This is a genomic window from Variovorax sp. Varisp46 (assembly GCF_059491885.1).
Window position 1 is genome coordinate 3,662,872 of record NZ_CP168515.1, and the last position, 25,705, is coordinate 3,688,576.

At 66.6% G+C, this 25,705-nt stretch carries 25 protein-coding genes; all 25 read right to left on the bottom strand.

The features are described 5' to 3' along the window. Positions 1–17: 17 nt before the first annotated feature. The 25 genes from ACEN9N_RS17145 to ACEN9N_RS17265 all read right to left on the bottom strand — a co-directional run bounded on the left by ACEN9N_RS17145 (position 18) and on the right by ACEN9N_RS17265 (position 25,528). On the bottom strand, positions 18–209 hold the full coding sequence (locus tag ACEN9N_RS17145) for a hypothetical protein (RefSeq protein ID WP_495654105.1): 192 nt from the start codon (positions 207–209) through the stop codon (positions 18–20). Then, entirely contained in the window at positions 206–649 is a 444-nt protein-coding gene (locus tag ACEN9N_RS17150) for a hypothetical protein (protein WP_495654106.1), read from the bottom strand. Before ACEN9N_RS17150 ends, ACEN9N_RS17145 begins: the two co-directional genes overlap by 4 nt. Next, complete coding sequence (locus ACEN9N_RS17155) at positions 636–1,031, bottom strand: hypothetical protein (protein WP_444766203.1); 396 nt, start codon at positions 1,029–1,031, stop codon at positions 636–638. The genes ACEN9N_RS17150 and ACEN9N_RS17155 overlap by 14 nt, the downstream gene beginning before the upstream one ends. A 10-nt stretch (positions 1,032–1,041) precedes the next feature. Further along, positions 1,042–1,263, bottom strand: coding sequence for a hypothetical protein (locus ACEN9N_RS17160; RefSeq protein WP_495654107.1), 222 nt, complete (start codon positions 1,261–1,263; stop codon positions 1,042–1,044). 2 nt (positions 1,264–1,265) lie between these two features. Further along, positions 1,266–3,137 (bottom strand): hypothetical protein, encoded by a 1,872-nt coding sequence (locus tag ACEN9N_RS17165; protein WP_495654108.1) that lies wholly within the window; start codon positions 3,135–3,137, stop codon positions 1,266–1,268. Between the two features lies 1 nt (position 3,138). After that, entirely contained in the window at positions 3,139–3,525 is a 387-nt protein-coding gene (locus ACEN9N_RS17170) for a hypothetical protein (protein WP_495654109.1), read from the bottom strand. Further along, positions 3,522–4,868, bottom strand: a complete 1,347-nt coding sequence (locus ACEN9N_RS17175) for an SPRY domain-containing protein (RefSeq protein ID WP_495654110.1) — start codon at positions 4,866–4,868, stop codon at positions 3,522–3,524. The genes ACEN9N_RS17170 and ACEN9N_RS17175 overlap by 4 nt, the downstream gene beginning before the upstream one ends. Before the next feature lie 6 nt (positions 4,869–4,874). Next, a complete protein-coding gene (locus ACEN9N_RS17180) occupies positions 4,875–6,092 on the bottom strand; it encodes a hypothetical protein (protein WP_495654111.1) in 1,218 nt (405 codons plus the stop codon). 12 nt (positions 6,093–6,104) lie between these two features. Next, positions 6,105–7,724, bottom strand: a complete 1,620-nt coding sequence (locus tag ACEN9N_RS17185; protein WP_495654112.1) for a hypothetical protein — start codon at positions 7,722–7,724, stop codon at positions 6,105–6,107. 11 nt (positions 7,725–7,735) lie between these two features. Next, entirely contained in the window at positions 7,736–9,787 is a 2,052-nt protein-coding gene (locus tag ACEN9N_RS17190; RefSeq protein ID WP_495654113.1) for an autotransporter outer membrane beta-barrel domain-containing protein, read from the bottom strand. A 3-nt stretch (positions 9,788–9,790) separates the two neighbouring features. Continuing rightward, positions 9,791–10,189: a hypothetical protein gene (locus ACEN9N_RS17195; RefSeq protein ID WP_495654114.1), complete on the bottom strand. Its 399-nt coding sequence runs from the start codon at positions 10,187–10,189 to the stop codon at positions 9,791–9,793. Positions 10,190–10,191: 2 nt separating this feature from the next. Further along, entirely contained in the window at positions 10,192–12,984 is a 2,793-nt protein-coding gene (locus tag ACEN9N_RS17200) for a phage tail tape measure protein (RefSeq protein ID WP_495654115.1), read from the bottom strand. 125 nt (positions 12,985–13,109) lie between these two features. Next, complete coding sequence (locus tag ACEN9N_RS17205; protein WP_495654116.1) at positions 13,110–13,898, bottom strand: phage tail tube protein; 789 nt, start codon at positions 13,896–13,898, stop codon at positions 13,110–13,112. 25 nt (positions 13,899–13,923) lie between these two features. Beyond that, a complete protein-coding gene (locus tag ACEN9N_RS17210; protein ID WP_495654117.1) occupies positions 13,924–14,328 on the bottom strand; it encodes a hypothetical protein in 405 nt (134 codons plus the stop codon). 10 nt (positions 14,329–14,338) lie between these two features. Further along, entirely contained in the window at positions 14,339–14,638 is a 300-nt protein-coding gene (locus tag ACEN9N_RS17215) for a head-tail joining protein (protein ID WP_495654118.1), read from the bottom strand. An 11-nt stretch (positions 14,639–14,649) separates the two neighbouring features. Beyond that, positions 14,650–15,015 carry a DUF2190 family protein gene (locus ACEN9N_RS17220; RefSeq protein WP_495654119.1) on the bottom strand — a complete coding sequence of 122 codons (366 nt, stop codon included), beginning with the start codon at positions 15,013–15,015 and terminating at the stop codon, positions 14,650–14,652. Positions 15,016–15,050: 35 nt separating this feature from the next. Continuing rightward, positions 15,051–17,102, bottom strand: coding sequence for a ClpP-like prohead protease/major capsid protein fusion protein (locus ACEN9N_RS17225; RefSeq protein WP_495654120.1), 2,052 nt, complete (start codon positions 17,100–17,102; stop codon positions 15,051–15,053). Between the two features lie 72 nt (positions 17,103–17,174). Continuing rightward, entirely contained in the window at positions 17,175–18,674 is a 1,500-nt protein-coding gene (locus tag ACEN9N_RS17230; RefSeq protein WP_495654121.1) for a phage portal protein, read from the bottom strand. 8 nt (positions 18,675–18,682) lie between these two features. Beyond that, positions 18,683–18,895: a phage head-tail joining protein gene (locus tag ACEN9N_RS17235; protein ID WP_495654122.1), complete on the bottom strand. Its 213-nt coding sequence runs from the start codon at positions 18,893–18,895 to the stop codon at positions 18,683–18,685. Positions 18,896–18,942: 47 nt separating this feature from the next. Next, positions 18,943–19,272, bottom strand: coding sequence for a Mor transcription activator family protein (locus ACEN9N_RS17240; RefSeq protein WP_495654123.1), 330 nt, complete (start codon positions 19,270–19,272; stop codon positions 18,943–18,945). Continuing rightward, complete coding sequence (locus ACEN9N_RS17245; RefSeq protein WP_495654124.1) at positions 19,265–21,187, bottom strand: phage terminase large subunit family protein; 1,923 nt, start codon at positions 21,185–21,187, stop codon at positions 19,265–19,267. The genes ACEN9N_RS17240 and ACEN9N_RS17245 overlap by 8 nt, the downstream gene beginning before the upstream one ends. A gap of 4 nt (positions 21,188–21,191) precedes the next feature. After that, positions 21,192–21,797, bottom strand: coding sequence for a hypothetical protein (locus ACEN9N_RS17250; protein ID WP_495654125.1), 606 nt, complete (start codon positions 21,795–21,797; stop codon positions 21,192–21,194). 2 nt (positions 21,798–21,799) lie between these two features. Next, positions 21,800–22,579, bottom strand: coding sequence for a hypothetical protein (locus ACEN9N_RS17255; protein WP_495654126.1), 780 nt, complete (start codon positions 22,577–22,579; stop codon positions 21,800–21,802). Next, on the bottom strand, positions 22,569–22,817 hold the full coding sequence (locus ACEN9N_RS17260) for a hypothetical protein (RefSeq protein ID WP_495654127.1): 249 nt from the start codon (positions 22,815–22,817) through the stop codon (positions 22,569–22,571). Before ACEN9N_RS17260 ends, ACEN9N_RS17255 begins: the two co-directional genes overlap by 11 nt. A 287-nt stretch (positions 22,818–23,104) precedes the next feature. Next, the gene (locus ACEN9N_RS17265; RefSeq protein WP_495654128.1) at positions 23,105–25,528 is read right to left on the bottom strand and encodes a DUF5906 domain-containing protein; all 2,424 of its coding nucleotides are present in this window, start codon (positions 25,526–25,528) and stop codon (positions 23,105–23,107) included. Between the last annotated feature and the right edge of the window lie 177 nt (positions 25,529–25,705).

The window sequence follows — 25,705 nt, forward strand, 5'->3', positions numbered from 1 at the left end:
GTGGCTGCAGCGTTGATTCATTCGTTGACGCCGGCGCAGCGCAGGTACAGCGCAACAAGGGCTTCGGTGTGTTGTCCGCGTTGAGCTGCGGACGGGTTCGCCGGAAGGGTCGGCAACGCGGGACAGTCCCGCGCCGGCGCCAGCGGCGATGAAGGCGTGGCGCAGCCCTGCAGGACCACGAGCAGCACCAGCGCGGCCGCCCGGTTCATGGCCGGCCTCCCTGCAGCTTTTCGTTCGCTCGCTTGATCGTGTTGTTCACGGCCGCCGCAGGCGCGGGTGCCGGTGGCGGCACGGCGCTTGCCTTCGCGGCTGCCTTGGCGGTGATGGCGGCGGTCGTTGCAGTCTTCGCCGCGGCGCCGACCTGGTCGGCCGCCTCGCCCACGGCCTCTGCGGCGCTCGAGGTCACCATGGCCGCGGTCGTTACGCTGTCCGCCGCCTTCTTGAGTCGCCCGCCATAGGCCTCCTGGAGGCGTGCAATTTCCGCGAGCGAGTCCTGCTTCTGCTGCTGCACGCCGAGGAAGTAGCCGATGCTCACGCCCCCACCGACGAGTCCGCCGATCACGACGCAGGCGTTGAAGACGTGCCGCATGGTGCGCGGCAGGCGCTTCACAGGTTCGAGGGGACCGAAGTCACTGTCAGCGCGGTGCATGGATTTGCTCCTGAAGGTTGCGGACCTGGTCGCGCAGGCCCTGCATTTCTTTGCTTTGGGTTTCCAGCTTCAGGTTCTGCGCCTCGAGCTGGCGGTTCATTTCGGCGAGCTGCCCCTCCATTCGGGCCAGCTGCTTGTAGGCTTCGTTCCTCTCCTCAGCGAACTTGTCCGCGCGGGCCGTCATCGCAACGAGCGCCGCGTCGGAACGCTCGGCGACATCCTTCCAATGCGCAATCGCAGAGACGTTCGCCTCCGTGTTCGCGCCGTCGAGCTGCCGCTGGCCGCGCTGGCTCCACAGGTAGAGCGCCACGGAGACGCCCACGGCCGCGGCGCCGCCCAGCACGCCCTTCAACTCGGTGAACAGTTGGATGAAGTCGCCCATGTCTTTCTTTCTAGATCTCGATGATTTCGACGGGCATCGCGGGCGCCTCGCCCTCGATCACGCCATCACGTACGAACACGGGCTCGCCTACGGCGCCGCCGCCGCGCGCGGTCAGCAGGCCGCCGCCGGGCAACTCGACGGTGGCCACCTCGCCGTCGAGCGCAGTGATGGTTCCGACCTGCAGCGGGCGCGCCGGCAGCAGGTCGAGGAAGACGCGGTAAATGTTTCGCATGGTCAGTCCACGTGGGTCTCGAGGCCGATGGTCTGGCGCAGAACGGGGCGGTCCCAGCTCACGGCGGTGCTGCGAACGAGTCCGAGGCGGGTGGTGGGTCCGTCGACGTAGCGCACGAGCGCGCCCGGCTGGATGATTCCGGTCTCGGCCAGCACCGGCATGCGCAGCGTCACGAGCGCCTGGCGGCCGGTGTTGGAAAGTTCCGCGAGGCCGCGCTGGCGAATGGGAATCGCGTTGGTGAACAGCGGATGCGTGACCATCGGCGCCACCGCGCCACCGGCGGTGCCGGCGCGAGTGACCTGGCCGAGCACGCCCGCGGCGGTGGTGCCGCCGACGAAGATCCGGTCGTAGGCCGGGAGGCTCCGCCATTCGATTCCCTCGACGGTAGTGACAGCGCTCGGCACTTCGAAATCCGGCGTAAGCGTGTCCCACGTCCAGGGTGTTGCCGGGTACCGCGGGAGCACGCGCAACGTCGCGTCAGTCCGGTGCGGCTGCACATAGCCGCCGGCCGCACGCACAATGTCCTGCACCGCAGCGATGTAGCTGCCCTGGAAGTTCCAGGTGCCGCCCGGCACGTTCCAGTCCTCGAGGCCCCAGGCCACGGCCCAGCCGATGCTCACGCCGTTGACGGTCAGCGCCAGCGCCGCAAGCTGCTGGGCAGTCAGCGGGGAGGCGCTGAAGTGATTGAGCGTCGGCGCGTAGGGCGCATCCAGGATGGCGGCGCGCCCCCTGCCCTGCACCCGGATCCGGGCCTTGCCGAAACTGCGCTCGCGGCTGTAGCTCTCGGCGCACAGGCGGAACGCCACTCCGTTGATCGTGGTTTGGATGTCCACCGGATCGCCGCTCGAGTCGGGTTCGATGAGCGCGAGCGCGGAGGCCGGAATCGACGCGCTCCACGACCAGGTCCACGAGTCCGCATCAAGGCTCATGGAGAAGGCGTCGGCCTCGATGGCCACGCCACTGTCGACGCGTTGCAGCGTGATGTGGTTTTCCACTACGTAGACCCTCCTGACCGGCACAACAACCGTTTCCCCAGGCCCCGGCCCGTCATGCCGCTCGCAAACAAAAACCAGATTCGCATCCGCGCTCCACGGTGCCTCGAACAGCAGATCGGTGTCGGGCACATAGCACGGGTCTTCCGGCTGCGGCGGCGTGCTGCTGGACACGCCAGGGGGCGGCTTGATGGCGTTCTGGTAGCGCGTGGTGCGCCCGACGGCGACAGGCTTGCCGTTGCCCTCGAAGGCCGTGAGGCCGACGAAGAACGGCCGCGCGTCCTGGAACCGCGCAACTGCTGCGCGGCGCACGCGCATGCCGTCTTGGAAGCGGATGCCCGACACCGCGCCGGCGCGCAACGCGTCCTGGAACCGCACCTTGCTACCGACGCGCTGGCGAGCGGCGTCCTGAAAGCGAATGCCCGACACCGCGCCGGCGCGCTCGCCATCCTGGAACCGCACACCGATGCCGCGCCGCGCGCGCTGGCCGTCCTGGAACCGCACGGCGGTGCCCACGGGCAGCGGCACGGCGTCCGCGTAGCGCACTGCGGCGGCTGACGTGAGTGGTCGGGCGTCCTGCTGCCGGATGCTCGTGCCGGCCTCGATGGGCGCGGCTTCCTGAAAGCGCACGCCGAGCCGCGACACGAGGGGCCGCTGCGTGTCGGTGAAGTAGCGCACTTCGCCGAGCACGTCGGGCATGCCGGCATCGATCGCACCGCCGACGCTGAAGCCGAGCGCCGCGCGGCCGACGACATCGGGCATGCCGGCGTCGATCTGGCCGGAGACGATGGCATCGGTCGCGGGGCTGCTGCCGTCGTCGCCGAAGACCAGGTTGCCGGTGGTGAGCGGTGCCGCGGCGAAGAGAAGATCGACAGATGCCACATCACACCACCTTCAGTTCGGCGAGGATGGCCCGGGCGCCGGCATACAGCAGCGTGCCCGTGGTGCCGCTGATCTTGAGCGCGCCGGCGCCGGCTGCGTCGGACACGTCGCCGGAGCCCAGCAGCGTGCCGGCCCCGTTGTGGAGATCGAACGTCGCGGCGTAGCCTTGGGTCAGGATCATGTCGCCCGCACCGTTGCCTTGCGCGAACACGAGCGCGTGGTCGATGAAGGACACGGCGGGCGCAGCGAAGACCATCGTCACGAGCGCGATGCCCGAGCCGTCGAACAGGTTCGCGTAGGCAGGGTTAACCGGGTCAGCATCGATCAGCGCCGAGATTCCGCCCACGAGTCGGGCGTCCTTGAAGGCCTGCGTGGGGGTGAAGCTCATGGCATCAACTCCACGCCGCCGTTGGCAAGATTGAGGTTGTCGGCGACCACGGCGCGGAAGTTCAGGTCGTGGTCGAAACTGATGACGTAGTAGGTGTCCAGTTCGTCGATGTAGTCGAACGAATAAGCGCCCGTGCTGGCTGTGCTGAAAACCTCGCGCACCAACCAGCCGTCTTTCTGCCGATAGAGCCGCACGCGTTCAGACACAGGGGTGTTCGGCGTGCCCTTGTCTTTCGTGGTGCCCTTCAGGCGGCCAATGCCTTGCCCGAGCATTGTCCAATTCATGTCCCGCCGCGTTTTCGGTGGCGCGATGCCAACGCAGTGGTACGCGCTCACGCCCGCCGCCGTCACAACCATGGCGGGGCTGACGGCGCTCACCTTGCCATACAGGTCGGTCTTGATGTTCTGCCGGGTGTCCCACGCGGTCGCACCTGCAATGGGGTACGTGAACCCGCTGGTGCGCAACGTCATAGACAGCCCGACACTGCCGCCCAGGCCTGCGGCCGGGCATACCGCCTTACCGGCGAGGGCCGCGGCGATGCTCCCTTGACTCACCCCATTCTTATAGAACGTAACCGTGCCCGCGGTGAAGTCGCAGACGACGCCGATCACGTCGCCGGCCGTGTACGCCGCCCCGTAGCTCGTGATGGCGCCTGTGAGTGCCTTTTGGCCGTCGTTTCGATACGCCGCAGAGTATCCAGTCCCCGACGACCCCATGACAAGGCTCAGGTCCACGGCATTGGTCGCGACCCCTACACCAAGCGTCGCCCCCGAAAAAGGACCCGCCCCTTGGAACTCAAGCTGGTACACCCCGCTGGACCGGTACATCACGCCCCGCGCCGACCCAGATATGGCCCCCCCATACGAGATCGTCTGCTTGTCCGTCGACAGCCGCGTGTTGGGCGAGATGTCGTAGGGCGTGAAGGCCAGCCTGTCACTACCTGTTTTGGTTCGCAGGCCCGGGTATGTAATCGAGAAAACCTGAAGTTCCTCGGCCCAAGTGGTCGCATCGTCCGAACTCTGCAGCCGCATCGAATACAGCATCGTTGCCGAGCTGTCGGCCGCTCCTACGCGAATGTCGCCCACGTCTTGAGGACTGCCACCGAAGTCCCAACTCAGCACAAGGCTGCGCAAGACGCTCGCCGACCACGCTGCTGCGGTCGCAGTGTTGTCGTCCTTCAAGTTCGCCAACGCGCCTGTCGACGGTGCCACGCTGCTCGTGAGCGTGGCCGATCCGTCGACGCGCGTGCCGGATACGTCGAGCAATTGGAACTCACTGATCTCCAGCCCCCCAGTCCCGCGCGCTTCGGGGTTGATTACGCGCCAGTAGCGATGTGCTGCCATGTCTGCTTAGCGCCACGGGCCGGTTTTGTCGAAGAAGCTGGCACCCATATTCCCACTTGAGGGAGTCGTGTTGAACGTCGTCGTTGTGTTCGTCAACGCCAACATGCTCCTGCCGGCGAGGGACCCTACAGCCGGCGTCGCGTCAAACGTCTTGAAGGTATCGAACACGCCGCTGTGCGGCGCGTGGTAGAGGCCGGGGAACTCGGCACGCGGCCCGACCGCCGAGGCGCTGAGTCGAAGTTCGACTTTCATGAGGCGCAAGTTGCCATCTACCTGTGCAGACGGGAATGCACCCATGGTCGTGTCGAGGCCAGTCGCCGTTGTGGTGGCGCTCCCCTGGATCGCCTTCACATACAGCGTCGCGCTGCCCAAACCGGTGTGATTCCGCGGCGTGGCGAGTTGTGGCACGCCACCGTTCGCGTCGAGTGCGCCATCGAACTGACTTGCGACACTGGCGTTGATCGAATAGGAGAGCGTGCAGCAATATGCATCGCCCGAAGGCTTGAACGGTATCGGGTCGCCAAAGCAGCGCGTCACACCCGCATACTGCGTGTTGGAGTTTGCGTAGTACGGTGCGTTGAAAAAGTAAAAAATCTTCCCATCGCCAAACAGAACCCATTGCGTTGCAGCGGCCGAAGCAACACCACTTTTTGCCCAGTAGCCACCGCCTGAAACTTGCAGGTCTGTCGGAAACGGTTCGGTGCCGGTGTCCACGTCCGACATCGTCACGTACCCGCGCACGCGCGCCGAGGTCGTGCCCGTATCGTCCACGCGCAGCAGACACTTCGTGCTCGTCGGATCGCTCGATTGGTAGACGGCTTTGTTGGTCCCCGAGAACGGCTTGAGCCAACCCAGCGGCGCCATCTTCATAGTGATGGTGCCGGTGTAGGTGCCATCGGGCAACGCCGTGGCCCAAGTTGCCGTCGTCGCGAGAGGGCGCGCTGTCACCTTTTGCTCGCCGTTCGCGCCCGCGAAACCGGTCGGCCCGCCGGTCACGCCGGTGATCAGCACCACGCTGTCGACGAGCGAGGAATGCGCGCCGGGAAAAGTGGCTGTCATCACGCCGCCCGCCGCGACGAGCGATGTCAACGTCTTCGTGTCGAAACCATCCTTGAGGCACGCGTCGAGCAGCGCGATCAAGGCTCCGGCCGTGCCGCTAAGCACGGGCGCGCCCGACATGGCGCTGCTGAAATACTTGACGGAGGTGTCCACCGGTGAAGTCATGGTGTTGAGGCCTTAGAGAGGGTTGTCGATGTCGCCACGGGCGAGCAGTTCGAAGGAGTAGTCGAGGCCAGCCGCCGGGCCTTGCTTGACGGTGCGGGCGATCCAGACGGTCGGCAGCGCGCCCACGGTAGGCACGAAGACGACGTTGCCGATGCCCCAGCCGCTGCCCCATCCTTCGATCGGCACGCTGAAATACGGCGTGTTGGTGTAGGGGTTGATCGGCGCGATGACGGTGTTGATGCTGTAGGTGCCCAGGTTGCCCACGTGCTCGCCGATCACATCGACGGTCTGCGTGGTCTTGAACACCAACGCGAAGCGCTCGGTGCGCGCGCCGCGGTTGGTCACCGTGATCGGAAACCCCGTGTCGTTGTAAGTGGCCGGAGCCGCGTTGCCCACGGGCGTGTCGGACCATGTGATGCCATCCCATGTGGCTTGGTCGAAGACCGGCTTCACGCGCGCGCGCAGATCGCCGACCATCAGCGCGCTGGAGATGTACGAGCCGACCGGGAAGTCGTGCGACAGCGCCTTGAGGCCGGTGATGTCGCCGTTGATCTGCGCATCGCGGATCTGCGACATGTCCTCGATGTAGTGCGCCACGCGCACCGGCTGCGAGTAGCCCGTCACGTCCACCCAGGTGACGATGCCGGCCTCGCGGTCGACGGTGTAGCCGGTATGGATGGTGGCGCCGTCGTTGCCGATCACGCGCACGCGCGAGATGCGGGTGCGGCCGACGTTCACCGTGCCGCCGTTGACGGCCGTGGCCGGCGCCGTGGTGGCCTTGTGGCTGAGAACGTAGAAGCCGGCCGGGCGGAAGATGGGCACGCGGCCGTCGGAGGGCAGGCGCACGGGGTCGATGCCGAGCAGCGCGGCGTCGAGCGGCAAGTAGGTGAAGGCCACCGCGTTGAGGCGCACCGTCTCCTGCCGGATCAGGTCGATGTAGGCCGTGGTCAGGCCGGGGATGCCGAGGAACGACACGTCGACGGCCGACTGCCCTGCCGGCGCCGAGGGCGTCACGCCCACCAGCATGACCACGCCGGTGGTGTAGTTCACGCGACCCTTGATGCGGGTCGTGTTGATGATGCCGTCGCCGTCGGCGGTGACGTTGAAGGTGGTGCCGTCCTGCATGGTGCCGAGCACGGACAGGCTGCCGGTGCGCAGCGGCGCCGTCGGCACGCGGAAGGTGATGGCGTAGGTGGCGAACGGGGTGTCGCTGCCGTTGATGGGCGCAGCGGCCAGGGCGCGCCAGTTGGTGACGGCGGGCGAGCCGCCAGCCGCCCAGGCGTCGAGCAGTACTTCGCCCTGCCCCAGCGACATGGTGCCAACGGTGGTGCCGTTGCCGGTGACAGGCGAGATGTCCTGCTGCACTTCGCCCGATGCCTTGACCACGTAGTCCTTGCCGCCGCGGCTGAAGCGTGCGCCCGAGATCGAAAACGCGTTGGCGACATTGGTCTTCAGATGCAGGTGGTCCATCGTGCCGCCGAGGGTGTCGACGGCGGGCGTGGTGTTGGTGAACTGCGCGGCGGCCGAGGTGACGCCGCTCAGGTTCAGCGAGAGGATGGTGCTGGCTGCCACCTGCACGAAGGGCACGCGCTTGAAGGAAGAGCCGCCGGTGTTGAGATAGATATCGCTCATGGGGACTCCGGTCAGGCTTGGGCGACCAGCGTGTACCAGGGGCCGTTCGACGAATCGGCGAGGTAGACGTTGTCGAACGCAGTCAGGGCCACGGCCACCGGCAGCGGGAGGATGGTGTTGGCGTTGAGCACGAAGGTGCCCGCCGCATAGTTGACGGTGCCCACGGCAACGAGCGCGTCGCCCAGGTGCGCCACCAGCGTGCCGGCGCCGTCGTCGCTGATGAGGTAGCTCGAAGCCGCGCCCCAGTTGACGATCGGGTTGTCGAGGTACTGCGCGCGCAGCTGGCCCGTGAGCGTGAAGCTGACCGAGCCCGGCGTGATGCCGGTCATGCCGAAGCTGCCCGAACCGCCGGCGACCGTGAGCGTGGCCGAGGTCTTGGCGGCGCTGTTGATGTTGACGTTGACCGCCGTGCCGGGTGCGGGCAGCGTGGTGGGCGAGAGGCGGATCACGCCGCCCGCATAGTTGACCGGGCCGGTGCCGTAGCCGGTGAGGCCGCCGGCGCCGTTGTCGGTCACGGTGCGCGTGACACCGCCGTCGAGCCAGGTGATGGTGAGCGCGCCGGGCTGGATGACCTTGGCGCCGGCCGTCACCGACGATTCGCCCGAGGTGTTGAAGGGCCAGTAGAACTTGCCGTTGTTGTCGAGCGTGAGCACGTCGCTGTCGCGCGCCGCGGCGGGTTCGACCCACTGCACGATGATGTAGCTGCCCACGTCGGGCAGCGCACCGAGCGTGACCGACCAGGTGCCGCTCGTGAAGTTCAGGTTGCCCGAACCATAGCCGCTGTCGGCGCCGCGGATCGCGCCGTCGCCCTGCTCACGCAGCACATACCAGCGACCCTGACTCATGTAGCTGATGGAGAGCGTGCCGCGCACGGGCGCCGGCTCGATGGTGCGCACGTAGCTCAGCGAGCGGGTTTCCTGCTTGACTTCGAAACCCATCGACTGGTTGACCGACTGCGGCGCCGCGGCGGGCGCGTAGGTCACGGTGTAGACCAGGGCGCCGGTGCCGAAGATGTTGGTGGTCAGCGCGAGCACGCCGTTCTCGTAGTCGACGGTACCGACCTGTGCGCCGCCGCTCAGAAGCCGGCCGCCGCTGTCGGTGACCGTGATGCTGCCGTTGACCACCGAGAGCGAGCCCGGGGCGATGGCGCCGCCGATGAACAGATTCTGCGTGGTGGTGAAGGTGGCGTTGATCGTCTGGACGATGGCGCTGCCGGTGGACACCGCACCGGCGGTCAGTTGGTTGGTGCGGGCGTCGGCGATGGGCGTTTCGATCTGCGCGCTGGGCACCAGTTGCGTGAAGATGGATTCGCCCTTGATGACGAAGTCGCCCATGGAGGCGGCCTCGGTCAGCTTGGTGACGCCGTAGTAGCGCGCGGCATTGGCAACCACGGTGTCGCTCAGCTTGGTGAGCAGCGCGATCTGCGCCTTGGTGTACTCGTAGCGCGACATGTCGAAGCCGGGGAAGTCGGCCGTCAGCGTGTTCGCCAGGCGCAGGGTCAACACGTAGCGGGTGTAGGTGCCCTTGTCGTCTTCGAAGCTGCGCAGTTCAGCCGCGGCTTCGGTGATGCGCACGTATTGCTGGAACTGGTCGGGATAGCTCTCGCGCTTGGTCAGCACCAGCGTGGAGCCGATGGGCGGCAAGTCGTCGGTCTTCTGGTACACGAGCAGCGTGTCCTGCCCGCTGACGTGGTTGCCGTAGAGGTAGCCGGCGTACTGCGGGCCGATGGACAGGTAGGCCTCCATGCGCGACACGGCCGAGGTGCGCCGGTCGAAGGTCTCGCCGGTGCTGAAGAGCGTGGCCGACACGTTCGGGTCATCGGGCGGCATCGCGACGACGATGTTGGCGTCCAGGAAGTCGTCGACGGTAGTGGTGTCCACGTGCAGGCCGAGCTTGCGCAGGCTGACGCGGCCACCGGCGCGGGCCACTTCGGAGATGTCGGGGAAGATGGCGTTGCTGGCGCCGTCGACCACGACCTCACCCGTCGGCGCGCCGCCGCCTTCGGGCACGTCTTGCATGACCTGGGTCTTCAAAAATTTGATGTCGCCTTCTTGAATTGGCATGGGTCAGACCTCGATCAGCCGCACGGTGGCGATGTAGGGGAAGGTGTCGGGGGGAAGCTCGGGGCGAGCGATGGGGTCCGCCTGTATAGGCAGATCCACTGGCGCAAACTGCACAGTGAACGTGCGGCCGTCAGCCAACGTCAGCAGGTGTTCGCCCACAGGATCTGCCGCAGCAAGGGCGCGCAAATCCTCCACGACGCTGCGACGGATCCAACCAGCATTTGCCTCGCCGCTCAGCGTGATGGGCCGGCCGGCCTGCTTGACCGCTGCGTCGATGACCAATGCCCCTGTGACGGCGTACTCGGCCGACTTCTGGACCGCGCTCCAGGCGAACTCGTCGCTCCAGACCATGCCGCGCGGTAGCTGCAGGTCGCCCAAGGTGTGGAAGGTGGTGGTTGCCATGGTCAGGGCGCGGAGGTGCTGCGGGCCTGGCCGAGCCGCTGCAGCAAGTCTTGCAGCATGTCGGCGCCCGCGTTGTCGGTGTTGAGCGAACCAAAGTTCTGGCCGTTGACGTTCAGGTCCACCCGGACGGTGCGCGTGGATTCCGGCCTGGGGATCGTCGATGGCTGCTGCGCCTTGCTGTTGGCGGTGCCGAACGTGTATTGCTCGGCCGCCTTGAGCAGGGCCATGCTCAGCGTGCCGCCATCGCCGCCGTATTTCTTCTGGCCCGGGTTGTCGAAGAACGGGATGTCGCCCTTGGAGTCCGCGAACTCACCGGCAATCTTGCGCGCGATGGCATCGTCGTCCACGCCAGCGGACTTGAGGAAAGCTGCGATGCCGGTGCGTGTGCCCAGATCGGTCCCCGCTGACCGCATCTCACCGCTCACCTGCGTGGGCTTCACCACCTGGTTGGGACCGATGATGCCGAGTTGGTCTTCAGGCCGGAGATAGGTGCCGTCCGGCAGGCGCCCGCCGCGGGTGACGCCCGGCGCGCCCGGAACGCCGCCGGCCGAGCCGCCCGGGCTGGCACCGCCTGGCGCGCGCACGCCGCCCACCACCTTGCCGTAGTTCTGAGCCGCCCTGGCCGCGTTGTCGAACCCGCCCGCTAGGCCCTTCAACGCAGCGGACGTCTGAACAAGCTGGAGCGTGGCTCGCCCTGCGTCGTCCACCTGCACTTCGTAGCCCTTGGCGGCGGCCTGCGCAGACACCCAAATGGGAACCACCCCGTCGTTGGCGGCAATGGCTGCTTCCGCGGCCTTTGCCCAAGCCGCCGCGATGGCATCGGCGCTGGCCTGCCCGCTGTCGCGGATGAGTTCGAAGTCCTGACGCGCAGTTTCGGCTGCGATGCGCAGCGATTCCTTGGTCTGCAGGCCCATGCGCGCAAAAGCTGCCTCGATGGCCTTCGCTTGCTGCTCCTGCTTTTTCGTGTTGTTCTCGGCTGCAGCGGCCGCGGCATCCGTCGCAGCCTTGAGCTTGACCATGACCTCGGCTGCGCGTTGCACGTTGCCGGTGGCGATGGCCTGCGCGTACTCCGCGCGCAGCGCTTCCTGAGCCGCCCTTGCCTCCTGCGCCTTCCTGGCCTGTTCTTCGTGGGCGAGCGCCGTGGCGCGCGATTTCTCTGCCGCCGCAGCATTGGCCTGGGCCGTGGCCTGGAGCGTCGTGGCCATGGCCGTGTATGCCTTTTCGGCCCCTGCGGCGGCAACCGCGGACGCATCAGCGTCTGTCGTGAGAGCCTTCCAGCCAACACGCGCCGATTCCGCTCCTACGGCGGCCCGGTCGAATGCTGCACTGGCTTGCTGCGCATACGCCTCGGTGACGCCCGCCATGCCCTGCGCGGAGTCGCGGATCTCGTCAGCGGCCTGCTTGAATGCAGCCGAGACGTTGCCGATGGTGATCTTCGAGAGGCCCTCGATGATGAGCGAGACGCCGCTGAGGATGTTCGAGGTCACGCCCGCGAACGATTCGGCGATCTTGAAGATGCTCCCGATGAGCACGTTGGCACCGCCGGACATCACGCCCCAAGCGGTTTGCACCACGTCGCTGGTGGTCTTTGCTCTGCGACTCAGATCGTCCAGCGTTGCACCGACGCGCTCCGCGAAGGCCAACGCGCTCGATGTGGCAGCGCCGAAATCAAAGCTCGCCGCGAAGTCACGCACCCACTTGATGGCCGCCTGGAACGCCGTGGCGATGGCAGCGCCGAACTTCGCGACCGTTCCATCGTTGACGGCGGCACGCAGCGAGCCTGCAAGCTGCTCTGCCGCTTTCGTGAGCACGGGCAACACGGGCGTGCCCAGCGTGTTGGTCACGTATTCCCAGGCGCGCCCGAGGCCGCTCAACGCGCCATTCAGGTTCTCCTGCATGACCTTCGCGGTCGCTGCGGCGCTTCCCTCCGAGTCCTTGAGTGCGCGCGTGAGGTCGTCGAGCTTGCCAACCCCTTGGTTCAGCAGAGCGCGCAACGCGGGCCCGGCTTCCGTGCCCACTGCATTGATGGCTCGGCTCGCACCTGGACCACCTTTGGCAAGCTCGTGTAGCGCCTGGTTGAAGTCCACCGTCGTAATGCCAGCCGCTGCCAGCTCCGTGCGGAACTTGCTGGCAGGGTCGGCGAACTGCGCCATGATGCTGTTGAGCGCGGTACCGGCGCGGCTCGCATCGATGCCTGCGTCGGCGAACTTGCCGATGATGGCTACGGTTTGCTCGAGGCTCAGTCCGAGCGTATTGGCGAGCGGCGCAGCATAGCTGAGCGCCTGCGCAAGACCGGACACGCTGGTGTTCGTCGCGTTGGCGCCCTTGGCGAGCACATCGGCAACGCGCGCCGCATCGGTAAAGGAAAGCCCAAGCCCGGTGACCGCCTTGGTGATGTACTCGGCCGAGGTCGCGAGCTCGATATCCCCTGCGGCGGCCAAGTTCAGGACCGCAGGAAGCGTGCCGATCGCATCCTTGGCGCTCAAACCGGCCTTGGCGAGAGTCTCGAGTGCGCCAGCTGCCTCTACAGCACTGTATTTCCCGCTTGCCCCGGCGTCCTCTGCTGTCTTGCGCAGCAGCTTCATTTCGTCGGCGCTTGCGCCCGTCGCGGCTTGGACCCGACTCAGTGCCGACTCAAGATCGGCCGCCCCCTTGATGACACCGACGAATGCCTTGACGCCGAAGTAGCCGAGGATGGCCGCGCCCACAGCTGCAATCTTGGATTGCAGCTTGTCGAACACCGCGGACGCTTCGTCCTTGGCATTGATCAGGATTTGGATCGGCTTGATGGCCACGGGTTCACTCGTTCAAAGGGACGGGTGCCGTTGGCACCGACGATGGCGGCGCATGAGGCCTCGCGGGAAGCGCCATGCGTTGCCACCGCCCGCCTACCGCGAAGGCGGCGGGCAGGCGCATGGACTTAGGCAGCGACTGGGCGGCCGTCTGCGTAGATCGCCTCCGCGTTGGCGGACTTGAGCACCTCGAGGCCGAACTGCATCTGCACGAATTCGGTGCCCTCGGCGATGATGGGCAGGTCGCCCGTCGGGGTCAGCGTGACCTTGGGCATGAAGAAATCGCGGTTGGCGCCGGAGGCGTTGTCCGCCACGATGCGCAGCGCGCCCTGCGTCTCGGCGGTAGCGCCCGAGCGCACCGTCTCGTAGCTGCCCGCCACCGGCGTGTAGCCGAACTGGACGTTGCCGGCGACGATCGCACCGCCCACGACGATCTGCACGCGGCCGGTGTCGAGGTCGACGTTGTAGTCGTCGCCCACGTCATAGTTGGTCGTGCCGTCCGAGCTTTTCACCGTCACGGCCGTCACCTTGCGGACACCCAGCGGGTTGCCGGCTGTGGCGCCCAGTTGGTAGAAACGGCCAGGCGTCACCGCGCGAACTTCGGCCGTCACGGGCGTGGCGGCTTGATTCACCGTGGTTCGTGTACCCGAAAGCCACAGCGCGAAGTTCGCCGCGCTGAAGTTGTCGCAGTTGAGCGAGCCGGTGCGGTTGACCTCGACGATGAGCGATTCGTCCTTCTCGCGCAGGCCCTTTTCCGAACTGAAGTGTTCGGCCTTGGTGGTCTCGATGGACAGGTTCACGCCCGGGCAGTTGCCCATGGCGATCTCGCCCGTGAGGCTGCCGTTGGCGTCGAAGGGATCGAAGAACACGCGACCGCGCGGGATTGCGTATTCGTTCTTTGCGTAGATCAGGGCCATGTTGAAGCTCCAGAAAAATCGGGGTTCACTCGTGCCCGTCGTAACGGGCCTGAGTCGTGAAAGTGAGGTCGATGCCGATAAGGCCGTCTTCGGGGTACTGCGGCGGCGTCACCTGCAGCAGGCGCAGCCGTTCCCAACGCCGCCCGCCGACTTCCCCGGCCGGTGTCCAGTTGTGCAGCGAAGCCATGGAGGCCGTGAAAGCGGCGTCCACCAGCGCCACGGCCTGCTCGCCGCGCTTGGCGATCAGCGTCACGCGCCAGGCGGACTGGACTGCGGCGGCGCCCGCCTTGCTGTCCGCCACGTTGCCGTCGACGAAAGAGACCGAGGCCAGCGGCCATGCGTCACGGCGCCCGGCATCGCTCGCGAAGCCCATGACCTTCCAGCCGCCGGCCAGGCCGCTGCGCAGCTGCTCGACGAGGACGGGTTCCATAGCCAACATGTCAGACGGTCCCGAGCACAAGACGAACCAAGCCCGACCCGTTGGGCTCAGCAGAGATCACCTCGTAGGCGACACCGTCGATGCTCAACTGGCCGCCGCGCTCCAGCGCGCCGAGGGCGTCCACTGGTCCCAAGCATTCGGGCGCCGAGGCATCCACCTGGCCGCCGAACGGTGCCGCGTAGGGCCGCTGAAAGAGCACCGGCACCTCCACCCCGCCGACCACCGCCACTGCGTCGGGGAGGCGAGTGAGCACCGCGCGGTTGAGGCGCTGCTCGAGGTTGGCGAAGGGGGCGATGCTCACGGCGCGCGAGATCAGGTGGTCAAAGTACCGGGCGCACCGGTGAACTTCACCAGCAGGCTTGTCACGCCGTTGCCGGCCGCCTCCCATGCATGGGCAGCAGCACCAGAGATATCTCCGGCTCCGGGCGTCGCTGCGCTGTCGTCGAACGCGCCCGCACTGGCATCCCAGACGAGCGACTCGCCTTGGGTGATGACAGCGCCGCTGACCTTGGGCACAAGGAACACGCCTTCGAGCCGAACGGGCCCGGTGGCGCCGTTGGCGATGGCGGCGATCGCCACGCCCAGCACATTGCCGATCTTCACGACGGCGCCGTTGGCAATGTTGCCGGTGGCGGTGTACTGGATGACAGCGCCTTCCTGCTTGAAGTTGTTGCTCATGGATTTGGCTCCGATGATGTGAACGGGGCGCCGGCTTACTGGCCGGCGTTGGTGACTGCGCCGCGGAAGTCCACCGCGCCAATGCCGTAGTCCAGGCGGACCTTGTAGCGAGCGCCGTCAACGTCGAAGCCGTCTTGCACTTCGAGGTGCGGCTCTTGCGCGCCGTCGAGGAAAGCCACCTCGATGACCGGCGCTTCCGACGCATCGGCGAACAGGTAGCGGCGCGTGCCCGAAAGGCGCGGCGTGTCCACGATGTCGCGGAACAGGCCGTTCACGATGTTGGGCTTTTGCAGCTTGTTGGCTGTGTCGGGGTCGTACTGCGCTTCGTTGATCGAACGTGCGGTGCCGCCCATGCCAATGGGCACCAGCAGCACAGCCGGACGCAGGTCGAGGAAGTCGTTGCCCGACACGTCCTTCTGCGAGGCCATGGCCACGCGGTCTGCATCGAGCGCGGCCATCGCGATGGCCGCGGCGGTCGTGATGTTGCCGTGGTCGGCGTGGAACAGCGTCTTGCCGTCCGCCATGGCCGGTCCAAGGCCGGCATTCAAAGCCAGCAGCGCATAGACATCGACCTCGACCGTGCGCGCAGCGGCGCGGCCCAGCATGGACGAAAGGCCCACGAAGGCGCCCAGGTCATCGTTGATGATGGCCTGGCGGCTGAGGTTGATGATGTTGCCCTTGGTGCCGGCGGTGATGCTGGCCTTCTCGCCATCGGGGATGGACTTGTTGGTGAACTCGCCCAGTTCGTTGACGGCGTCCAGCGAGCCAAAGGAGCCGGTGCGATAGCGGTTGTGAGCACGGAAGTCGCTGACGGTGCCCGTGGCGCAGAAGCGCGTCCAGGTGAGCGCGGCCAGCGCATAGGACGCCAGCAGCGCCTTGTGCATGGTGTTTTCCAGCAGGATCGGGAAATCGCTGGTGCCCTGCGTGAACGCAGCGGCCACGACATCCATCTTGTCCATGCCGTCGGTCTTGACGCCAGCGCGGGCAAGCGACGCACGCGCCAGGTCGAGCAGCGTGGCGCCGCGGTAGGGGTTGGTCGACATGGATGCGCGAACCTTCGCGTCCTTCTCGACGCCCGATCGCACGAGCAGCGACTGCACGGCGGCATCGCGCTTTTTGTCGACTTCATCGGCCACGGTGTCCACGCGGGGATGCGCACCCTGCGGATTTGCAGGCTCGGTGCCCTTGCCCATCTCGGTCAGCAGTCGCGCCTGAATGGCCTCGATGGTGAGGCTCGGATCGGCAAGCACTTCGGTCTGCAGCGCGGCCACGGCCGGGCGCTCCATGAAGGGCTTGAACATCGCCATCACCTGGGTGTTGTCGTCTTTGGTGCGAGCGAAAGGTGCAGCGGGTTGAGCCGCCGGCTTCTTTTCTTCGGGCATCGAATGCTCCTGTGATTTGCCAGCGGTCACCGGCGGTTTAGAAACGTGTGCGTTGTTGGGGGTGGAGGCGTCGCGCTTGAAGCGGGACAAGTCGAAGCTGTTGACCAGCGAGGCAGCGACCGCTACCTCTTCGCCCACTTCGTCCGCAAAGCCTTCGGTGACAGCCTCTTCGGCAAGAAACCAGTGGTCCTTGCCGTCGGTGAGGATCGCCAGGGCTTCGTCGTAGGTCTTGCCCGACTTGTCGGAATAGGCGCTCGCCATGGCCTTGCTGTAACGGTCGAGCACGTCGGCCTGCTCGCGCAGCTGGGGTGCGTTGCCGTAGGCGAACGACCACGGCGCGTGGATCATCATCTGGGCGTTCTTCGCCATGGTGATGGTGTCGCCGGCCATGGCGATGTAGCTGGCGCAGCTGATCGCCACGCCGTCCACGAACACGGCCACGGTCGCGGCGTGACGACGCAAGGCGTTGTAGATGGCGAGGCCATCCGGTACGCTGCCGCCGTAGCTGTTGATGCGAAGGTTGATAGTCGCGACGTCGAGCGCGGCGATGTCGCGCACCAGCTCACTGGCAATCACGCCATCTTCGTTCCAGCGGTCGCCGATGTTGCCGTAGATGTAGATCTCGGCCACGGACGCGGCAGCGTCTTCGGCCTTGGCTTTGGCCTTGATCTCATACCACTTGGCGATGCTGTTGGTGCTGCTCATGCGTGTTCCTTGCTGGATACGAATGTGCCGATGCGCGTGTGCAAAATCTCAAAATTCCTGCACAACTTGCACTCACTGCTCATCGGGCGAAGCTGGCTCGACGGGCGGCGCGGGCTGAGTACTGCCCGCATTGACCGGCACACCTTCGGCGGCCTTCTCGCGCAGCCAGCGCCCCTGCTGCTCGAGCACGTCCATGGGATTGCCACCGCGCTTGCGGATAATCTCGGGGCCCGAGACATAGGCACGGTCCTCCAACATGCCCCAGGCTTCCGCTTCCTTCTTCGGGTCGATCCATGGCATGGAGGGCGGCATGTACGTCGCGTCAGCCAGCGTGCCTGGCTTGATCCCGGGCGGCACTTTGAGTGCGCCGCTGGCGACAGCCGTCGCGATGAATCGTTCGTACACAGGGCGCGAGACGCGGCTGATGAACTCGGCGGACAGAACTGCATACGCCGCGTAGCCCTCGACCAGCTCTTGGCGCTGCGCGCTGTAGGTCCCGTCGTAGGTGCGCGCGATGCTGCTGTACGTTGGACCGGCGCCAGCAGCAATGGCTTTGAGCTGCCCGCTCCGGTAGGTCTCCAGATTCGGGTTCGGCCGGTTCGTATCGATCATCCCGATTTCCTCGCCGGGGCGAAGGTCGTCAAAGACCATGCCTGGCTGGAATTTCATACGTCGCGGCTCTGCGACGTTCTCCGGGTTGTAGTCGGTAGCTGCGCCCTTTTTGATGAAGGCCGCCATGCTGGCGGCGATCTTGGCTGCGATGCGCTCGCTTTCTTCGTAGTCCTTCAGGTCATCGAAGCGGGTGAGCACCGAGGCGAAGACGGAGACGCCGCGCACCTGGCGGATGCGATGCGCGGTCTTCAGGTGAAGTACGCGGTCGGCGCCAAGGCGTTTGGTCTGCGCGCCCACGAGGGAACCGCCTTCCAACGGATCTGATTTGTAGATGTGATAGCCAGTCGGCGCGCCCCAGGCGTTGAGCTCAACCCCCTGCACGATTCGTGCTGGCGCCGTGGTGTTGAGGTTCATCGGCAAGAAGTCGGCCTCGAACATCTCCAGGCTGAACGGCACACGAGTGCCGTGATCGAGCGTCGGCAGCAAGCCAGCGATCATCTGCGCGAGCACCTCACCGTCACGAAACCATGAACGAGCCAGGAGCCGCTCCGCGCTGGCCCAGTCATGTTGGGCGGTTACTTCGGGGCGCTTTTTCCAATCCTTGTGCAGTTCCATGATTTCGCGTGCCAGCGCGTCATCAATGGACCCATCGGCCTTCCGGGGCTGAGGCTCGATGCCGATGCCGTAGGCGCCCACGGTGTTCGCGACGAGCGTGTTGAGCACGCCCAAAGCGAGGTCATAGTTCTGCTCGAGATGCCGCGCGATCTGTCGAAGCGACGAGCCAGCGCGGAGGACTTCGTCATTGCTGCTTCCTGTGGCGCGACGGCCCTTGCGCAGTCTGTCGGGCTTCGCCGCTTCGTAGTAGGCCAGCACTGTGCGGGCGTGGGCTCGCCTGACGGCAGCCACCGGCGAAACCCATGACACGAAACGGTCGACGAGAGTTGATTTTGGTTGAGCCATCGCGCGTGTCAGTCGGAAAAGTCGGCGACTTGGTAGCGCGGATACATGCGCTGCGCAGAGCCACTGGCGTCAGCGATGCCCTTCGTGATGACTTCGCGAGCCTGCAGTAGCTCGGCCACGCTACGCATGGTGACCAAGCGCCCATCTGCGGCGCGGATGGTGAGCTCGCCGCTACCGATGGCAGCGTCGATGGCGGCGAGATTTTGTGCGGTGAATGCCATCGGGCAAGCGTGCCCGGGGCCTTGTGCAAAATCTCAAAAATCCTGCACTATTCGACGACCGGCCGACGCCGCCGCGCGAGGATTGAATACAGGAGCCGTCGGGAAATGCCGAACTGGTGTCTCACGTCTTCGAAGTTCCTGCCCGTGAATGCCGCCCACACCGCGGCGTCGCGGGCGGCACGCTCGTCGCGCTTTGGCACGTAGCGCCCACCGATGCGCGGCCCCAGGCGTCGGGCCACGGCTTCAGCAAGCGCGTCAATGGCTTCACGTGGAACGTCATCGCGGAAGACCGCGAGCCCTCTGTCTCGGTGGCACTCCACCAAGATGCACAGCACATCGTGGCGCAGCGTCGCGCCCTCATCACGGGGGTCAATCACGGCGTTCAAAGCTCCATTCGGATGAGTCGGTGCGCGACGCGCGCGGTGTTGTCGGGCGGTTTTGGCCAGGCGAGGCCGGAGGTGCTGGCTGCGCCGACTGGTCGGCGGTACCGGCACGCTCGTGCAGACGATCTGCCGCTCTTTGCCAGTCCACGCCGGTCCAACGGTGAAGGCGCAGTTCCTGGTGGTGTGCCGCCGCGAAGGCATAGCCCCATGTGTCCAGCGGTTCGTTGCGGGCGCCACGCCGTTTGACGAAAGCGTTCTTGCGCGGGTCGTAGGTCTCGCTCACGAGACCAGCGAAATACATCGGCTCCAGTTCATCGCTGAAATGGGTGAGGCGCTGCTCGGTCGTTCGATCAGCGTCGGTGGAGAGGCGACCGAAAAGCCAGTGCTTGATCGCCACTGTGCCCACCTGGTAGGTCATGACGCCGCGCTTGTCGCTGCGCCCGCGCCAGTCGACATCGGAGAGCTTGCCCTTGCCGATGGTGGGCGCGTTGTTGTGCTTCGCGCCGTAGATCGCCATGGGCCTGCGCGTGAGCCGACGACGTGCATAGTCCTTCACCGCCTCTGTGCGGTGGCCCATCATGTCGATGGCAACGGCCTCGACACGCAGCGTGGCGCCGCAATCGTGTGCGATGGGTTTGTTGAGCAACTCGGTGAGGCTGACCCACACGGCATCGTCTGCGGGGTCGCCCATCAGTTCGATGTAGTCGATCACCCAGAACGCCATGCCGCGCCCCCAGCCGACGAGCTGCACGGCGAGGCGGTTGTCCTGCGTGTCGACGCCCGCGGTGACAACCAGCACGCCAGCAGGCGCGTGACGCAAGCGATACGGCTCGGCGCGCTCGGCGATCGCGTTCTGCTTGACCGCGCGCATGGCGGGGTCTTCCCAGGCTTCGGCACGTCGATCGTTGACGAAGGTCTTGATCGCGGCGATGTCGCCCTGCGCGTCGACCCACACCTGGGCCATCTCGGCCCAGCGGGGGCCCAGGGCAAAACGGTAGTACAGGAAATTGGCCCGATACCCCCGGATGCTGCGCTCAGGGTAGCGCGCGACCCACTCGCCACGGTCCACCATCCGGTCCTTGTGGTGTTCCTCGATGTCGGCGCCGCACTCGGGGCAGGTGCACCAGGCGCGCGTCACGCGGCCATCCGGGCCCACCGACCAATGGAATGCCTCCCAGGTCAGCGGGTGCATGTGCTCGCAGTGCGGGCACGGCACGTGATACAGGCGCTGGTCGGACTTTTCGTACTTCGCTTCGAGCCGGGAAAGCCCCTTGAATTCGGGCGTGCCGACCGATGCCCGTTTCGAGTTCGCGGGGAACGCGCTGTTGCGCCCATCGAGCAGCGCGTCGGGGTCGTCGCCGGTCGGCAGGCTCGACGCGACGCTGTCGTACTCATCGACCAACACCAGCCGCGCGCTTGTCGACTTGAGCCGCTTCGCATTGCCGGTGTGCTCCATGTAGAGCTGCCCGCCGGCGAAGTCCTTGAAGCCGCGCGTGTTGCTCGAGTTGCGCGATGCGGTCGACGTCAGCGCTTCCGTGCACGCGGGTGTCTCATCCAGCAGCGGGTTGAGCTTCTGGTTGATGAACTTGTTCATCGAGACCTCACCTGGCAGCACGACCATGATCGGGCCCGGGTCCTCGCACATCGTGTAGCCGATGATGTTGGTCTCGATCTCGCTCTTGCCGAACTGGATCGGTAGCACGGCCACCATCTCGCGCACCGGGCTGCTGGCGCTCATGCAGTCCATTGGCTCGCGCAGCATCGGGCTGCGTGCCGTCACCCACGGGCCGGGCAGCGAGCTCGCCTTGCTGCTGAGGATGCGATGCTCGTCCGCCCACTGCGAGACGGTCTTCGGCCGCCGCGGCTGGATCGCGCGTGCGGCGGTTTGGTAGAGGCTCTGTGCTTCCACCTGCCTAGCGCCCCAGCTTCGAGAGACCGCTGGACGCCGTCTCCAGCGCGTGTCGGATCTCGGCACTGAGCGTCGAGCGCACGACGGCCTCGTCCACTTCCGCCGCCAGCGCGGGCGCCACACGGTGCGCGATTCCCTCGATGGAGGTGCGCAGCACGGTCATGACTTCGTTGATCACGGCGCGCACCTCACTCGCCTCGAGCAGCTCTTTCACCCGCGCGCGGTAGGAGGCCTCCGCCTCGAGCGCCGCGAAGTGCTCCCGCTTCGCCTTGGACTCCTGGAAGTCGAAGCCAGGGGGCACCGGCTCTTTCCCGCCCGGTGCCGCGGGCTCGGCGTCGTCGTCGAGCGGCGGCACTGGCGCTGGCGATACCGGCTGCACCGGCGCGGGCGCCGCGCGCTCGCGTCGTGCCTGTGCGTGGCGGTCCGCCACCCCCTGCTTGCTCGGGTCTTCGGTGGCGCGCACGCGCACGATGCTTTCGGCGACCAGCACGCGCTTGCCGTCTTCGGCCATCACGAGGCGGCCGTCCTTCTGCAGCTGGTAGCCGTAGGTGCGCCCGAAGCCGAGGTGGACCGAGAACTCGGGGATGGTCATGACGTTGGAATCGGCCATGGTCATTCCCCTGCCGCCTGGCGGATGCGGAAACGCAAGCGGCGCGGCAGGTAAGCCTCCAGCCCTGCCCTGTCCGCCACGGCCTGCATGCTGAGACGCGAGCGGTACGAGGCAGCGCGCACGAACATCAGCACGGGGCGCAGGTCGGTGCCGTGCGTGCCGCTGGCCGCCCAGATCCCGGGCGCCAGGTGGGCGGTGGCGCCGCTGCGCAGTCGGCCATAGGCCACGAAGTAGCGGCGGCCAGCCTGACGGGCGGTGCCGCGGTGCACGTTGGCGCGACGCCGCGCGGTCATGTTGGCCCGGTAGCCCTGCTCGCCGAACGTCTGGAAGTAGCTGAGCAGCTGCACGATGAACGAGCCGCGCAGGTTGCCGCGGCCGTCGTCGCTGCCCGGGTAGGGGATGCGCGGAATCGCGGTCTGGAAGCCCGAGGGCAGGATGCCGGCGCGGCGCAGCGCCACCTCGCTGCGCTTGTCGCGCCGGGTGCCGCCGAACTCCTGCGCCTGCAGGATCTGCTGCGGGTCGATGCCCTTGCCCCCGTAGTAGGTCGGCTCGATCGCGACGCTCATCCGCTCGGCCGTAGCCTTGCGCACGTAGACGCTGTTCGCGACGTAGGGCGTGGGCCGGTCGAACACGCTGCGGATCTCGTTGCGCATGACGCGCCGAACCTGGAACCCCGCATCGTTGAGCGCGGCCGCGTAGGCGGTGCGCGCCTGCTTTCCGCTCAGCTTGCCCAGCGATTCGCGCACGGAGTCCAGGCCATCGAGCTTGAGGTCAAGCCGCATACGAGCCTCCCGCCGCCACGGCGCCGTTTTCGGGCCTGACCGCGGCCAACCCCTGGGCGACCCATTGCGGCGTTCCGGTGAGCGTCACCTGCAGCCCGCGCAGGCCCGGGAACAGGTCGTCAGCGCGCAGGCTGCGCACCAACGCCTTCAGCTCCGGCCAGCCATTGACCAGGGCGGCGAACTCCGCCGCATTCGCTTCCGTGCAGCGGATCACCTTCGAAATCACTTCTCCGTCCATCTCATCCTTTTTTGTGAGGCGTGTGAGGAGTGGTGTGGGGCATGGGTGCGCACGTAAGTGCCTGTCGGCATTGGCGTGTGGGGTATGTGAGGTATGTGAGGCATGCAGGCGGGTGCACCTGCATGCGGGTGTGCGCACGCACCCATGCATGCGCACACATGGGCGGGTAAGGCCCGGATGCCTCACATACCTCACAGGCATTGATTTCATTGGGTTTTCTTGCCTCACACCATGGCTCACAGATGGCTCACATGCCTCACCGAATTGGACGAACGACCCTTGCGACATCAATGCCCCCCTTCGCGGAATGCCTTGAGCGAATCCTTGAAGGCGCGCGCCCTGTCGCCTATCCACGTCGGCTCGTGCTCGCCGACCGGGCACTCGGCACCACCGGGCAGGAAGGTGACCCCGGACGGTCCCTTCACGCCCACGCCGAGGTCGTAGCGCTTTGACAGGGTCTTGGCGCCGTGCTTGCGCATCAGCTCACTCGCGAACCGCGGTTGATGCAGGGCCTTGAGGCCCACGCGATGGCACCAGGCTCCGTACAGGGCATAAAGGTCCAGGGGCAGCATCGGGCTCAGCAGCTTCGGCGCGTTCCTGGCCGGGAAGCCGTCGATCTCGCCCGACTCGAAAGCCTTGAAGAAGCGGCTCGGGCTGTCCATGCTGAGGTCGATCAGCTCGCGCTTGGCCTCGGTCATCGGTGGCAGCGTGCCTTCGGTGAAGTCGCCCAGGTCGACGTGCAGCAGGTAGTCGTGCAGCGCCGCGGCGCCGCCGTTCTCCAGCTCCACGAGCAGGTCGCGGTAGAACTCGCGGCTCAGTTTCTCGGGCGTCCAGATGACAGCGTGCCGCCGGTCGTCCTGCTCGAGCACCACCGGCATCGTCTCGTTGCTCAGGAACACCAGGTTGACGTGGTTGCGTTCGTCGTAGGCCGAGAAATTCTTCGGGTTGATGCGGATCCAGTCCCCGGTGATGAAGGCCTTGAGCTTGTTCTTCACGTGGTAGAGGTCCGACCGCGCCACCACTTCGTCGGCGATGAGGAACAGCTTGCGACTGGCCCAGTCGTTGAACTTGTCTTCGATCGCACTCTGATCGATGACGCGCCCGTAGCGCCCGTAGATCGCCATCAGCGCTTCGAAGAACATGTTCTTGCCGGTACCCTGCGGCCCGTGCAGCACGAGCGTCGTTTTCATCTTCGCGCCCGGGTGCTGGATCGGGTAGGCGATCCAGCGCAGCACCCACTCGTACAGCGCATCCGGGCGGCTGTCGCCGGCGCACATGTGGCGCAGCAGGTCCAGCAGGTACTCGCACTTCCCCGCCTTCGCTTCCGTGGGCCAGCCCGCCCAGAGGTTGCAGTGGATGCTGGTGTCGGTGCAGGCGGGATCGAAGCCGACCTCGGTGACGCGCACGATCTGCTTCTCGGGATGCTCGGCCCACGCGCGATGCGTCTCCCGACTCAGGCACGCGTCGCGCATGTCGCTGAGCGCCACGAGCATGTGCTCCTGGTGGTCGAAGGTGACGCCGCCCTGGCCATAGACCAGCGCGAAGCGCTCGAGCAACTCGTCGAGCGAATCGATGGGGCGCAGCGGCGCGGCCGCAGGCTTGCCGTCAGCCCCGCTCCCCTTGGCGTGTGGGGCACGCGCCGCGCCCTGCGCGCGCCAGCCCAATCCCGAGATGCGGGACTCCACCTGCGCACGCACGGCGTGCAGGCCCTCGGCCAGGTGCAGGTCGTTGAAGTCGTTGAGCTTCTCGCCCTTCTCCAGCCAGTCGGTGCGGCGTGTTTCAGGGTCGGCCCAGCCTGGCACCATCCACCCACCGCCGACGGCCATGGCGGTAAGGCTGGCCGCGGACACGCCGGCGTTCGTCGCCTTGTGCGGCTGGCCGCAGTGCGGGCAGATCGGGCCGTCGGCAACCCACACGCGCCGCTTGCACTCGGGCTGCTGGCACTTCTGCGTGTTGTCGTCGTCGGCGCAGATGAGCAGCTTCGCCAGCTTGTAGCGCTTGCGCAGTTCGGCCGCGACTGGCTGCAGGTTGCCGGCATCGAAGGCGACAGCGACCGGCAGGCCCGTGGCTTCGTGCAGGCTGGCGGCCGTCGCGTAGCCCTCCGCCACGAGCATGATCGGCCCGCCCATGCCCAGCAGGTGGAAGTGCCCCTTCTTCACGAGGCCCGCGGGCCAGAATTCCTTCTCGAGGCGCACGCCCTGCTGCTTGCGGTCCCGAATGATCTGCAGACCGTGCACACGGCCGGCCGTGTCCAGCATCGGCACGACCATGGCGCCCTGCGGACTGAAGCGCACGCCATGTGCCCCCACCCCCTTGCGCTGGAGGTAGCCGCTGTCGCCTTGCTCGGAGCACTTGCGCCAGGCGGAGGTGGCTCGGGCCGCCGCGCGATCGGCATCGGCCTGGCGCGCCTGCTCGGCGCGGCGCTTGTCGTCGGCGAGCCGCTTGCGCAAGCTGTCGCGCTGCTCGGCGCTCAGTTCGGTCTTGCGCAGCTCCACCTTTGTCGCGTTGTTGTCCGCGCCGCGCCACACGCCGTAGCTCCCGACGATGAGGTCCTCGCCGTTGTCCATGCGGATCTCGTGCAGCAGGTACCAGCCGCGGCGCTCGCGGTCATCGACCACGCGGCAGCGGCGCAGCCGACCGATGTCCAGGCTGTCCACGATCAGGCCCGCGGCCTGCAGCTGGCCCAGCACGTCGTCGTAATTCGAGGCCATCAGTAAGTTCGCACCCCGCTGACTACACACCGCAAGGGGTTCGAATTACCCTCATCGCATGAGGCCAGGGAGGACCCACGATTCGGTTGAGGCAATGCACCAAGCAGGTGCAGCGTCGTTACTGACAGCACGCGCCGAAAAGCGCGCGCCATCTGCTCGCTCGGGGGGGTGGGGCTG